The organism is Asanoa iriomotensis, assembly GCF_016862515.1.
Classification (GTDB): Bacteria; Actinomycetota; Actinomycetes; order Mycobacteriales; family Micromonosporaceae; genus Asanoa; species Asanoa iriomotensis.
In genome coordinates this window covers 110,285-122,621 of sequence record NZ_BONC01000006.1, presented here as the reverse complement: position 1 = coordinate 122,621, position 12,337 = coordinate 110,285, and the positions used below count along the sequence as shown (strand labels likewise).

Below are 12,337 nucleotides of genomic sequence, written 5' to 3'. Positions count from 1 at the left end.
CCGGCCGGGTAACGCAGGGTGGCTACCCGGCTACGGCCGGCTGAAATGCGGTGAACCGTTGGTGACGGTCAGCGCGCGCGGAGGCGCTCGGCCGTCGCGCTGTCCGCCGGGAAGAAGGACTCGATGGCCAGGCCCGCGACGGTGACGTCGAGGGGCGTGCCGAACAGCGTGGTCGTGCTGACGAAGGACAAGTGCTGATAGACGAGCGGGACCACGACGCTCGTCGGTCCGGCCGCGCCCGTGCCGCCCGGATAGCCGGACAGCTCCTCCAGCAGGTCGTACAACATCGGGTCGTTGGTTGTCGTGGCCTGTTGGCGCAGCCGGTGGAGCAGGTGCGCGCGCCACTCCGCCAGGTTGCCGATGCGGGGGGCCATGCCGTCCGGGTGCAGGCTCAGCCGCAGCACGTTGATCGGTGGCTCGAGCAGGTGGGGCGCGCAGCCCGCCGTGAAGACCTCGATGGCCGCGTTGGCCTCGACCAGATCCCAGTGCTGGTCGATCAGGGCCGCCGGATACGGGTCGTGGCCGTCGAGGAGGTGGCGCACCGCCGCGAGGACCGGGCCCATTTCCGGGTCGGTCAAGGCATGGCTCGGGTACGCCGGCGCGTGTCCCCCGGCCAGCAGCAGAGCGTTGCGGTCCGCCAACGGGATCTCCAACTGCTCCGCCAGCCGCAGGATCAGGTCCGGGCTCGGGCGTGAGCGGCCCGTTTCCACGAAGCTGATGTGTCGCGCCGAGACCCCGGTCGAGATCGACAGGTCGAGTTGGCTCAGGCGGCGGGTGCGGCGCCAGTCGCGGAGGAGGTCGCCCACCGCAGGCCCGGGCCTGGTCAGAGTGGTCACGCCAACCGACTCTAACGACCGGCCATTACCTCCGAGGTAATCGACGCCGCGCCGCCACGCCGGGTTCCATTGCCACACGACCGATACGAAGGAGACTGCACGATGACGTACGACGACCTGGCCCACGGGTACATCGCCACCTGGAACGAGACCGACCCGGTGAAGCGCCGGCAGTTGATCGACGAGCTGTGGGCGCCCGAGGGCCGCTACGTCGACCCGCTGGCGGTCGCCGAGGGCCGGGACGCGATCGACGCCACGATCGCGGCCGCACAGGGCCAGTTCCCCGGCATGACCTTCCGGCTGGTCGGGCCGGTCGACGGCCACCACAGCCAGGTCCGGTTCACCTGGGAGCTCGGCCCGGACGGCGTCGAGGCACCGATAGTCGGCTTCGACGTCGCGACGACCGACGGCGACGGCCGCCTTGACCAGGTGCTGGGCTTCCTCGACCGCGTCCCGGCGTGACCTGCCCGGCTGGCGGACCGGGCCGGGTCCGGTCCGGTCCGCCAGCCTCACCTCAGAACGGAGACCAGCCGCCGAACGAGGTCGTGTTGCCGGCCGTCTGCGTGTTGCTGAAGACCCGGCGGTCCGCTGCTATCGCCGCCGCCCGGAGACGGCCGTCAGGCAGGTAGCCCAGCGCCGCCGGCGCGCCGAAGGTTTCGGCACCCGTCGGCTGCCAGCCCGAGTACAGCGTCTCGAAGCATTGCCATCCGCCGCCGTAGCAGGTGAGCCGGTTGACATACAGCCGCTGGTCAGTGCCCATCGCCATCACCAGTGGTGTCGTGCTGCCCGGGCCGCTGACCGCGACCGGGTCGCTGACCAGCGCGCCACCACCGACCGAGATCCACGGCCGGAAGGAGGCGCCCTGCGCGTGGGTCGCGTACACGAGGTTGTCGGGTCGGCGCACGAAGACGGTCGGCACCGGGCCCGCCGCGGTCAGCTCGCCGACGACCGGCCCGCCGCCGAGGGCCTTCCAGGCGCTGTACTGCCGGGTGTCGGGCCCGATGTCGATGATCTCCTTCGCGAAGACGTTGCGGTCGCTGCCGGCCGCGAAGACGACCAGATAGCCGTCGCTGTTGCGGACCGCGGCCGGTGCGCTGGTGAGGTAGGTGCCCATGCTGGTCCAGCCCGTCCAGGCCCCGGAGCCGGCAGCCGTCTCCCGGTTGACGTACACGGCGTTGTCCGTGCCCAGGCCGAAGACGTTGACCCGGCCGAACCGGTCGACGACCGCCGACAATCGGCTCACGATGCAGCAGGGTCCGGCCGTGGTCCAGCCCGACCAGCCGCCCGGACCGGCGCCGGCGACCGCGTTGCGGTAGACGGCGCCGTCCGTGCCGACCCCGTAGACCTCGACGCCGCCGCGGGAGTTGGTCACGGCGGTCGGCGGGTGCGCGAACGTCGGCGTGCCGAGCGCGTACCAGTCCGTCGAGCCACTCCCCTGCTGCTCGCGCACCAGGAACCGGCGGTCCTCGGCGAGGGCGACGACGTAGGTGCGGCCGTCCCCGCCCGTCGCCGTCGCCAGCGGTCCCACCCGCGGCATCGGCGGAGGCGGTGGTGGCGTCGGCGCGGTCACGTCGAAGGAGATCTGCGCGGTCCGCCCGCCGACGCTGACCGACTTGACCCAGGTGCCGGCGCGGCCGTCGGTCCACGGCACCGCGGTCAGGAACATGCCGTTGGCATCCGTGTGCTGCCCGTAGAACGCGTTGCTCTCGCCGCTCGACGCGCCGTTGACCGTGCTCGACCAGAGGATCGGTTGGTTCGGTGGTCCCGTGACCGCGAAGCTGACGGTCTCGCCGACCGCGAACTGCTTCCGGCTGACGTCGACGGTGACGGGCCGGGCGCCCACGGTGTAGGCGACCTGGGTGGTCGTCGTGCCGGCCGGGGTGACGACGTGCGCCTGGCGGACCCAGGAGCCGATCGCCGAGCCCGGCAGCTCGCCGGCGTACCAGGTGAACACGCCGCTGCCGTCGAGATGCTGGCCGGCGGAGACGTGGTCCTCGACCACCACGCCGTCCCTCGTGGACGACCAGCTCAGCTCGGCGCCCGGCGGGCCCGTGACGGTGAAGGCCGCTTCCTCGCCGACATCGAACCGCTCCTCGCCCGCCTCGATCGTGGGCTGCGGCCCGAGGACGTCGACGCTGGTCTGGAACACCCGCTGGGTGGCGGCGTCGACGCCGAGCACGTCGATGACACCGTTGCCCTGGAACGTACGCAGGCTGGCGCCCAGCGGCGCGGTGGTGTCGCCGTCGAGCGGGACCCAGTTCTCCCAGTAGATGTCGTTGCCCGTCCACGCGGCCATGTTGACCCGTTGGCTCGCGTCGCGGGCGAAGACGCGGATCTGGTTGCCCGGGCCGGCCACGGCGGTCGGGTTCGCGGCGAGCTGGCCGCCGATGCCCCGCCAGCCCGTGTTGCTGCTGCCGTCCGGACCCCGCAGCCATGTTCCACCCCGCCAACGCTGGAAGTGCAACGTGTCGTCGCGCGCCCAGCCGAGCAGGAAGCTGTCATCGGTGCCGACCGTCACCGGCACCGGAGTGCGCTTCCAGATGCCGCCGAGGTTGGTCCATGGTTGCCAGCCGGGTGGACCGGCGGGGTCGAGCCTGCGGTAGCGGACGTTGTCGTCGGCCCATCGCGCGTACACCTCGAGGACCGGCTGGCCGGCCGCGTTGGGCCGCATGATCGCCGTCGGCGCGTCGCTGACGTCGCCACCCAGGCCGAGCCAGCCGGACCAGCGCTGCTGCTGCCCGTCGAAGAAGTTGTACTTGACCTCGTCGTCGGAGCTCCGGATGAACAGGATCACCCAGTTCTCCTGGTAGACCGCCGCGGCGATCCCGCCCTCGACGTCGACGTCACCCAGCTTCACGGCCGGTTCCCAGGACGAGCCGTTGAAACGCCGGAAGTAGGGCCGGGTGTCGGAGCCTCGGTAGAAGACGTCGATGCCGCCGGCCCGCGTCACCACGGTCGGCGGGTCGGTCAGCCCGCCGCCGAGGTTCAGCCACTCCGTTGCCCACACCCCGTTGGTCTGTACGTTCGTGTAGAGGTTGTTGTTGGTGCCGCGGGCGAACGCGTGCAGCCGGTCGGGGCCGAGCGCGACAGCGGAAACCTGCCCGAGGGCGGTGCCGCCGACATCTCCGGACCAGACCTGGGTGCCCTCGGTCCACTTCGTACTCGGTGTCGCCGCCGGCGGCGTGACCGGCGCCGGCGTGGTCTTCAGCAAGGTGTTCATCCGCAGGGCGTTCTCCAGCGGCGGATAGAACGTGCCCGACTCGAAGGCGCCGCAGTAGCCGAGGCTGACGAGGCCCTGGGCGTGGTTCCCGGAGATGACCGGGCCGCCCGAGTCACCCGGCATCTGGCAGGTGTCGGTGCCGCGCAGGCCGACCCGCGGTATGCCTTCCGGGAAGGTGTAGGTCCCCTGCCTGATGTGCCCGCACTGCAGCCGACGGCTGGTGTAGCCGGAGACGCACACCGGCGACCCGCCGGGCTGCTCGATCCCGTCGCGGACCGGGATGTCGGCCCGCCGGTGGCCGTTGACCCGGGCCACCGGGTTGAAAAGCGGCGTCGTCGTGACCAGCGCCGCGTCGTTCTCGCCGTTGAATCGCAGGTCCACGGCCTCGCCCAGCGGGAACGCGATGGGCAGGTTGGCGAACGGCTTGCCCCAGGCCACGGTCCCGCCGTCGATGACGCAGTGTCCCGCGGTGAGGAAACCCGAGCGGGCCTGCGCCGTGAACGGCCGGTGGACGACGCCGAAGCCGGTGGTGCAGGCGACGTAGTTGAGCTGGCCGTCCGGTCCCCGCCCCGGCGGTGCGCCGGTGGTGAAGCCGACCAGGTCGCCGGCCTCGGTGTCGAAGAGCGGCTTCGGTCGCTGGGCCGTCACCTCGAAACCGACACCGTCGCCGGACACCCCGGCGGCCGCGGCGAACGCCTCGGCCGTGGCCCGGCCGCCGGGCTCGTGGCGCAGGCGGACCTGGTTCGTCGTCGGGTCCGTGACCCAGCCGACAAGGGACTTCGGGACGCCGGACCGCTTGCCGAGCCGGTCGCCGATCCGGGCGAGCTCGGCGGCGTTGCGCCGCACCAGCTTGGGAGTGGCCCCGCTGGCCCGGACGACGCTTTCCATCTTGCGGTCGGTGACCGCGACGACGAAGTCCGTGCCGTTGTCGGCGATCCACGAACCGGCGTACGCCTCTCCCAGCCGACCGCGCAGCTTCGGATCCAGGCGGGCAGCCCAGTCCGCGCGGATCAACCGCTCGGTGACCTGCTGGTCGGTGAGCTTCAGATCCCGCCGCAGCGCCGCCCGCATCTCGGCCGACACGTCCGCCGCCGACGGGTCGGCCGCCACGGTGATGCCGGACGGATCCGGCTCCCTGGGCGCGGTGAACCCCGTGGCCAGCACGAGGAGGCACGCGGCCGCCGACGCGCGGGCCAGCCACGCCCCGTGCCGCTTCCTTCGATACATCGTCAAACCCCTCCGCCCTGCTCGGTTCTCCCTCGGCCGAATGCCGTAGGTCGGCTGTGGTTCGCCGCGGCGGACTGTGCGGATGGGTGGCTTTCGCCATCTGGACGATCAGACCAAGGTCGCTTTACGGCGCCGTCGCCAGTGGACGCACCCGCGCCAGCAGTTCGGCCAGATACAGGTCCGGGTGCGTCAGCGGCCCAAGGTGTCCGGCGCCGGGTAGGCGGACGAACTCCTTGTGCGGTGCGTCGATCGCCGATACGTAGCTTTCGGCCAACCCCGGGAGGGTGTGCTGGTCGGCGTCGCCGTGCAGGACGAAGAACGGGATCTCGAACCGGGTGCCCAGCGTCGACGGGGAGGCCGACACCGCCGCTGTGAACAGGCCCGGCGGCAGGAAGAGCACCCCGAACAGGCTGCGGTAGACGTCCGCCAACGAGTAGCCCGGCCAGGTCAGTGCCAGCGCGGGCAGGCTGCGCTGCCAGGCGCGCAGGGTCGGGTCCGTGGCCATGCTCCAGCGCTGCTTCGTGACCCAGGTGCGGCGGTCCGTGTACGGCGGCGCCGCGCGCTCCAAAGCCTTCAGAGCCTTGCGGTTGCCCGCGGCGCGAGCCCGCTCCACGGCCAACCCGTGCGTCACGCGTTCGTTCTCCACCATGTCCGCCATCTGGCCGGCGCCGACATAGGCGTGCACCAGGTCCGGTCGCCGCGCCGCCATCGTGACGCCGACCATGCTGCCCTGCGAGTGTCCGAAGAGGACGACCTTGTCCTGGCCCAGCCGCCGGCGGACGAACTCGACGACCTCGATGCCGTCGTCGGCCAGCGTCGAGACGGTCCACGACTCGTTGCCCGCCTTGCCGTTGCGGGCCCGGGTGCGGCCGACGTCCCGGCGGTCCCACAGGACGACCGTGAAGTGCCGCTCCCAGGCCCGCAGCGTCGGGACGAACGGCTCCATCGGCAGGCCGGCTCCGGCGAGGACGAGCAGGATCGGGTTGGCCCGGTCCGCGCCGCGCAGGCGGATCCACTGGTCGACGCCGCCGGCCCGGACGTACCGCCCCTCGTCGATGCCGTCGGCGGAGGAGATGGCGATCGCGCGGGCAACCGCGCGTTGGCGCACCTTTCGGTACGCGACGAGACAGGCGACGAGGGCGACGACTGCCGCGCCGCCGAGGACGAAACCAGCCATATACCGAAGATGACATGTAGGTTTCTACATGTCAATGCCGACCGGTACGATGACCCCATGTCGTTGCGCTACGCGCTGCTGGGGCTGCTCGCCGAGGAGCCGGCCAGCGGCTACGAGCTGACCAGGAAGTTCGAGCGCGTCCTTGCGCGCTACGCCTGGCACGCCCAGCACAGCCAGATCTACCCCGAGCTCAACCGGCTCGCGGCCGACGGCCTGGTCGAGATCGTCGCCGAAGGCGCCCGGGGCCGGCGGACCTACGCGATCACCGACGCCGGCCGCGCCGACCTGCGCACCTGGATGCTCGACCCGCCGGACGTGTTCACGGTCCGCAACGAGTTCGTGCTGCGGCTCTTTCTGCTGTCCACACTGGACAGGGACGAGGCGCGGGCCATGCTGCGACCGATCGCCGACGGCAGCGCCCGCGAGATGGCCGACCTGCGGGACGCGATCGACAAGGCCGACGCGGCCGACGCCGAGCCGTCGTTCAACCGCCTGATCGCCGAATACGGCCTCCGCATGTTCGAGACCACCCACGAGTGGGCCCTGTGGGCGTTGGCCCGCCTCGACCGCGCCGAATAGGGTCACGGTCATGGACTGGCTCGAGCAGCGCCGGCGGGCGGTCGACGCACACGCCCGGGCGCAGCGCGACCAGCGGGCGCGCGAGGCCGACGAGGCGAAAGAGCTGATCGACGCGTTCGTCGCCGACGCCGCCGCCCGCGGCATCGCACCCACCGCGTTGACCGCGCCGGCCGACCGCGGCCGCACCCGCTACCGCACCGGCCTGCGCGGCTGGTACCTGGACCGCCACGACCGCCTGGCCGTCGACACCGAGGGCCGCTTCTATGTCCTGACCACGCGGAACTCCCTGCGGGCCCGGTTCACCGGCGTCACGATCCAGCCCCGCCCGGCACCCCTGCGGGTCGGCGAGGGCGGCCGCGACGGCGACTCGATCCCCCTCCGCGACCTCCTCCAGCGCCGCCTCGACGCGGCTAGGTCGTCGTAGCGGCGGCGACCGGCGCGGGCGTCGCCTGACGCGGTGAGCGCGGCCGGAGCTGGAGGACGGCGACCGACGACAGCACCAGGGCACCGCCCGCGAGTTGGACCGGGCTCAGCGACTCGTGCAGCGTGAGCGTGGCCAGCGCCGTGGTGACCACGGGCTCGAACGTCGACAGGATCGCCGTGGTCGACGGGCCCGTGCGGCGCAGGCCGGCGAAGAAGGCGAGCATCGCCAGCACGGTGGAGACCACCGCGATGCAGGCCAGCCAGAACCAGCCCCGCGCGGCGAAGCCGAGGTCGACACCGCCGGAGAGCGCCGCGTGCGCGCCCAGCGTGCCGGTGGCGCCGGTCATCACCAGCGTGCAGAGGACCACGGGCGGCACGCTGTGCACGACGGTGTCGGAGACCAGGATGTAGCCCGTGTAGACGACCGCCGCGCCGAAGGCCAGCAGCGCGCCGAGCGGCTGGAAGCTCATCCCGCCCGCGCCGAGCAGCACCAGCAGGGTGCCGCCGGACGCGGCGGCGAGCGCCGCGGTGCGCTGGGCGGTCAGCCGCTCGCGGCCCAGCAGCACGGCCACCGCGGTGACCATGATCGGGAACGTGTAGAGGATCAGCGACAGCAGCGAGGCGTCCAGCCGCTGCAGCGCCGAGAAGTAGAGGCCGGCCTGTGCGGCGTACCCGACGGCGCCCAGACCGAGGGCGATCATGATCTGCCGGCCGGAGGGCCGTGGCCCGCGGCGCAGCCCAGGCCGCAGGAGCAGCAGCGTCGCGAGCAGCAGCGCCGCCAGGCCGAACCGCACGAGCAGCAGCGCGCCCGGCGAGACGCCCGCCTCGTAGGCGAACTTCCCGAAGATCGGCATGGCGCCGAAGAACATGGCGGAGACGAGACACAGAGCGGGACCCACGACGTCGAGCATCAATCACCAGACCCGTCAGGGCCAGCGATGGTTTCTGGAGCTGATTCGTTAGCATTCCCGCATGGTCACGCTCGACCTGCGCCGGCTGCTCCTCCTCCGCGAGCTCGCGGAGCGCGGCACCCTGGCCGCCGTCGCCGCCGCGCTCGGCTACAGCCCGTCAGCCGTGTCCCAGCAGCTCGCGCTCCTGGAGAAGGACGCGCGCACACCCTTGTTCGAGAAAGCCGGTCGAGGTGTACGGCTGACCGACGCCGGGCAGCTTCTGGCCCGGCACGCCCAGGTGCTGCTGGCCGCGGCGGAGACGGCCGAGGCCGACCTGGCGGCGCTCAGCGGCGACGTCCGCGGCACCGTGCGGGCCGGCGGCCTGCAGTCGGCGGCGCGCCGCTTCCTGATCCCGGCCGTGGCCCGGATGATCACCGACCACCCGCGGGTCCGGGTGGAGATCTTCGAGCTCGAGCTCGAACAGGCGCTGCCCGGCCTGCGGCTCGGCGCGGTCGACCTGGTGATCGGCGACGAGTATGACGGCCATCCACGGCCGCGGCCGGCGGGGCTGCGCTTCGGGGTGCTGCTCGAGGAGCCGCTGCGGCTGGTGCTGCCGGCGACCCATCGGCTGGCCGGGCCCGCCGGGCCGGTCGCGGTCGCCGACCTGCGCGACGACATCTGGGCGGCCTCCGCCGTGGGCACCGGCCACCACGCGATGGTCGTCGGCACCTGCCGCTCGCTGGGCGGCTACGAGCCCGACATCCGGCACCGCTCCAACGACGCGGACGTCCTGCTCGAACTGGTCCGCGTCGGCGCCGCCGTCGCTTTGCTGCCGCCGCTGACCCTGCCCGTGGGCGACCAAGCGCTCGCCGTGCGCGACGTCGCCGAGGCTGACCTCACGCGCCGTCTGGTCGTCGTCACGCGGGACACCCCGCCGGCACCGGCCCTGACCGCTTTCCTGGCCGCCGTGACCGATCAGGCGACCGGCGTCACACGATGACCAGGACGCCCGGCGCTTGCCGGCACACCGCTCGGGTAACGAAAACTGATGCCCGCGCTGAACCTGTTGCTCGACGTGTCCATCGTGGTGGTCTCGCTGCTCATGCTCGCGGTGACCGTGACCACGCTGGCTTTCCAGCTCTACAAATGGTGGAGACCCGAACATAACGACCCGCAGCGGTACGGCAGTCCCGACGAGCCGCGCCTGCCCGGCGTGATCCTGGTGCCGATGCGGCACGAGGAGTCCGTGGCCGGGCACACCCTGGAGCGGCTCGCCACGCTGGACCACCCGGACTACTGGGTGATGCCGATCGTCGACCACCCCGACGACCCCGGCACCGCTCGGATCGCGCACGGCAAGGCGCGCGAGTTCCCCGGTCGGGTGCTGGTCTGCCCGTATCCCGAGGACACCGACGTGCACAACAAGCCGATCGGGCTCAACGCGGCCGTGCACCGGCTCCTGGAGCTCGACATCCCGTTCGAGTGGATCGGGATCGCCGACGCCGAGGACCTGTTCCACCCGGACCTGCTGCGCGTGGTCGACTACCGGTTCCGCCGCACCAACGCGGGCATCGTGCAGTGCGGCGTGCAGCTCATGAACTTCAGCGCCCACCCCAGCGACCTGCCCATGCCCGAGGGGCGAAACCCGCGGCTGCGGCGCTGGTGGCGGGCCAACACGACCGCGTGGTGGCGGGCGGCCAACGTGCTGGAGTACTTCAAATGGTTCCAGTCACGGCTCAAGCTGCAGGCCGTCACCCGGGTCATGCCGCTCGGCGGCAACACCGTGTTCTTCCGCCGGGAGTTCCTCGACGCGTTGCGGCAACGCTACGGCCAGTACTGGGACGAGGCGTGCCTGACCGAGGACTGCAAGATCGGCATCGTGGCGTCGGTGCTCGGCTACGCGGTGGACGTGGTGTACCTGCCGGAGCTGGTCACCCGAGAGGAGACCCCCGCGACGCTGGGCGGCCTGGTGCGCCAGCGGGTGCGCTGGATGCAGGGCTTCATCCAGGTCTTCCGGGCCGGTGAGTGGCTGGCTCTGCCGACAATGGGCCAGCGCGTGCTCGCCGTCTACGTGCTCGGCTTCCAGTTCTTCCAGGCGTTCACCGGCCTGCTGGCGCCGGTCGCGCTCACGCTGGCGCTCTGGAACAAGTCGCCGATCGTCGTAGCGCTGCTCGCCTTCCTGCCGCTGGGACTGAGCATCCTGTGCGTCGCGCTCGACGTGCTGATGCTGCGGGAGTTCAGCCGGACCTTCCAGGTCAAGGCGAGGATCCGCGACTACGCCGGCGTCATCCTCGGCGCGTACCCCTTTCAGCTCGTCCTCTGTGTCGCCGCGGTGTGGGCGGTGGCCCGCTACGCGCTGCGCCGCAACGACTGGGTGAAGACCACGCATCACGGAACGCATCTGCCGGCACCCGACCCCGAGCTGGTCGGTGGTCCGCGATGACACTGGCCAACCTCGCACCCACCGACGTGCGTCAACTGCTCTCGGTGCGCCGGCGGCTGCTGATCGGAGCCCAGGAGTGGCTGCGCCGGCACGCCCACACGCTCACCGTGCTCGCACCCATCCTCGTCGTGACGGCGCTCGTCCGCGGCATCGGCATGTCGACGTTCCCCCGCTACGTGGACGACCCCGGCACCTACCTGTCGCAGGCCTGGTCGCTGCAGTACGAAGGCACGCTGTCCCCGTACTCCTATTTCTACGACCACGCGCCGGCGGGCTGGATCCAGATCGCGCTGTGGTCGATGCTGACCGACGGCTTCGACCGGCACGACTCCGCCATCGGTTTCGGCAACGAGTGCATGCTGATCGCGGGCGTGGTGAGCACCGCGCTGGTCTTCGCGCTGGGCCGGCGGCTCGGCTTCAGTCGGTGGGTCGCCGGCCTCGCGACCGTCCTGTTCGCGTTGTCGCCGCTGGCCGTCCTCTACGGACGCTGGACGTTCCTCGACAACCTCGCCACGCCCTGGCTGCTCGCGGCGTTTGTGCTCGCCCTGTCACCGAAGCGGAGCATCCTCGCCGGCACCGGCGCGGCGCTGTGCTTCGCGATGGCGGCGCTGACCAAGGAGACCCTGCTGGTGCTCCTGCCCGCCCTGGCGTGGGCGCTGTGGCGCAACACCGACCCGCGCAACCGCGCCCAGGTGCTCACCGTCGCGGCCGGCGCGGGCGCGCTGCTGATGGCGCTGTATCCCCTCTTCGCCCTGTTCAAGGGCGAGCTGTTCGAGGGGCCTGGGCACAACAGCCTGCTCGGCACCGCGGCATGGCAGCTCGCCGAGCGCGAGTCCAGCGGTTCGCTGCTCACCGCCGACAGCCCGATGCGGGACCTGTTCTCCGACTGGCTGGCACAGGACAAGCTGCTGCTGTTGGGCGGTCTGGCCAGCGTTCCGGTCGCGGTGTTCGCCGGCCGGCTGCGCCCGATCGCGCTGACGCTGGTGATCGGGTGGCTGCTGATGGTGCGCGACGGCTACGTGCCGTTCATGCACGTGATCACGCTGCTGCCGTGGAGCGCGCTGCTCATCGCGGGAGCCGTGCACGTCGTGGCCGGGTCGGACCGCCGCTGGCGGGTCGGTGCCGCGGCCGCCCTCGCGGTCGTCGTGCTCGCGGTCGCCGCGATCACCTGGCCCGGGCGGCTAGCCCCGATGATGACGACGCGGGACGTGCCGACCATGCGGGCGGCGGAGCTGTGGGTCGCCGACAACGTCCCGCGCGACAAGGTGCTCGTCGTGCACGACTCCATCTGGGTCGACCTCGTCCACCGCTACCGGTTCGAACCGCGGCCGATCATGGTGTCGAAGCTGGACACGGACCCGGCCGTCCAGGAGCGGCTGACCCGGATCGACTACCTCGTGGTGCCCGAGTGGTACGTCGGGAACCCGTCCGCCTCCCCCACGCTCGTCGAGGCACACAAGCACGCCGTGCCGGTCGCCAGCTTCGGCGACGGTTCCGACGGCGTACGTGTCTACCGCGTCAGCAGGTATTGGAGCCCGTGAC

Annotated in this window: 10 protein-coding genes; 6 read left to right on the top strand and 4 right to left on the bottom strand. The window is 71.8% G+C overall.

Going from position 1 to position 12,337, the window contains the following annotated elements:
• Positions 1-68 precede the first annotated feature (68 nt).
• Positions 69-836, bottom strand: coding sequence for a helix-turn-helix domain-containing protein (locus Air01nite_RS06885; RefSeq protein ID WP_203701088.1), 768 nt, complete (start codon positions 834-836; stop codon positions 69-71).
• A 102-nt stretch (positions 837-938) separates the two neighbouring features.
• Between Air01nite_RS06885 and Air01nite_RS06880 the strand changes: the two genes are divergently transcribed.
• Positions 939-1,298: a nuclear transport factor 2 family protein gene (locus tag Air01nite_RS06880; protein WP_203701086.1), complete on the top strand. Its 360-nt coding sequence runs from the start codon at positions 939-941 to the stop codon at positions 1,296-1,298.
• 52 nt (positions 1,299-1,350) lie between these two features.
• Here the strand turns inward: Air01nite_RS06880 and Air01nite_RS06875 are convergent, their stop codons facing one another.
• On the bottom strand, positions 1,351-5,283 hold the full coding sequence (locus tag Air01nite_RS06875) for a DUF8189 domain-containing protein (RefSeq protein WP_203701084.1): 3,933 nt from the start codon (positions 5,281-5,283) through the stop codon (positions 1,351-1,353).
• 124 nt (positions 5,284-5,407) lie between these two features.
• The gene (locus Air01nite_RS06870; RefSeq protein WP_203701082.1) at positions 5,408-6,460 is read right to left on the bottom strand and encodes an alpha/beta fold hydrolase; all 1,053 of its coding nucleotides are present in this window, start codon (positions 6,458-6,460) and stop codon (positions 5,408-5,410) included.
• Positions 6,461-6,517: 57 nt separating this feature from the next.
• Between Air01nite_RS06870 and Air01nite_RS06865 the strand changes: the two genes are divergently transcribed.
• Complete coding sequence (locus Air01nite_RS06865; protein WP_203701080.1) at positions 6,518-7,039, top strand: PadR family transcriptional regulator; 522 nt, start codon at positions 6,518-6,520, stop codon at positions 7,037-7,039.
• 10 nt (positions 7,040-7,049) lie between these two features.
• On the top strand, positions 7,050-7,463 hold the full coding sequence (locus Air01nite_RS06860; RefSeq protein ID WP_203701078.1) for a hypothetical protein: 414 nt from the start codon (positions 7,050-7,052) through the stop codon (positions 7,461-7,463).
• On the opposite strand, the gene Air01nite_RS06855 is transcribed toward Air01nite_RS06860, so the two are convergent.
• Entirely contained in the window at positions 7,450-8,373 is a 924-nt protein-coding gene (locus Air01nite_RS06855) for a DMT family transporter (protein WP_203701076.1), read from the bottom strand. The two genes, Air01nite_RS06860 and Air01nite_RS06855, sit on opposite strands and share 14 nt — an antisense overlap.
• Before the next feature lie 61 nt (positions 8,374-8,434).
• Here Air01nite_RS06855 and Air01nite_RS06850 point away from each other — a divergent pair, with 61 nt between their 5' ends.
• Genes Air01nite_RS06850 through Air01nite_RS06840 form a run of 3 tightly spaced genes read left to right on the top strand, consistent with a single transcriptional unit; the run spans position 8,435 to position 12,336 of the window.
• A complete protein-coding gene (locus tag Air01nite_RS06850; protein WP_203701075.1) occupies positions 8,435-9,352 on the top strand; it encodes a LysR substrate-binding domain-containing protein in 918 nt (305 codons plus the stop codon).
• 48 nt (positions 9,353-9,400) lie between these two features.
• Positions 9,401-10,795 (top strand): glycosyltransferase family 2 protein, encoded by a 1,395-nt coding sequence (locus Air01nite_RS06845; protein WP_203701073.1) that lies wholly within the window; start codon positions 9,401-9,403, stop codon positions 10,793-10,795.
• Entirely contained in the window at positions 10,792-12,336 is a 1,545-nt protein-coding gene (locus Air01nite_RS06840) for an ArnT family glycosyltransferase (protein ID WP_203701071.1), read from the top strand. The genes Air01nite_RS06845 and Air01nite_RS06840 overlap by 4 nt, the downstream gene beginning before the upstream one ends.
• Position 12,337: the final 1 nt, after the last annotated feature.

Excerpts from the sequence above, each read along its gene's own strand:
- Air01nite_RS06880 (WP_203701086.1), top strand. The coding sequence starts at position 939 with ATGACGTACGACGACCTGGCCCACGGGTACATCGCCACCTGGAACGAG.
- Air01nite_RS06875 (WP_203701084.1), bottom strand. The coding sequence starts at position 5,283 with ATGTATCGAAGGAAGCGGCACGGGGCGTGGCTGGCCCGCGCGTCGGCG.
- Air01nite_RS06870 (WP_203701082.1), bottom strand. The coding sequence starts at position 6,460 with ATGGCTGGTTTCGTCCTCGGCGGCGCGGCAGTCGTCGCCCTCGTCGCC.
- Air01nite_RS06865 (WP_203701080.1), top strand. The coding sequence starts at position 6,518 with ATGTCGTTGCGCTACGCGCTGCTGGGGCTGCTCGCCGAGGAGCCGGCC.
- Air01nite_RS06860 (WP_203701078.1), top strand. The coding sequence starts at position 7,050 with ATGGACTGGCTCGAGCAGCGCCGGCGGGCGGTCGACGCACACGCCCGG.
- Air01nite_RS06855 (WP_203701076.1), bottom strand. The coding sequence starts at position 8,373 with ATGCTCGACGTCGTGGGTCCCGCTCTGTGTCTCGTCTCCGCCATGTTC.
- Air01nite_RS06850 (WP_203701075.1), top strand. The coding sequence starts at position 8,435 with ATGGTCACGCTCGACCTGCGCCGGCTGCTCCTCCTCCGCGAGCTCGCG.
- Air01nite_RS06845 (WP_203701073.1), top strand. The coding sequence starts at position 9,401 with ATGCCCGCGCTGAACCTGTTGCTCGACGTGTCCATCGTGGTGGTCTCG.
- Air01nite_RS06840 (WP_203701071.1), top strand. The coding sequence starts at position 10,792 with ATGACACTGGCCAACCTCGCACCCACCGACGTGCGTCAACTGCTCTCG.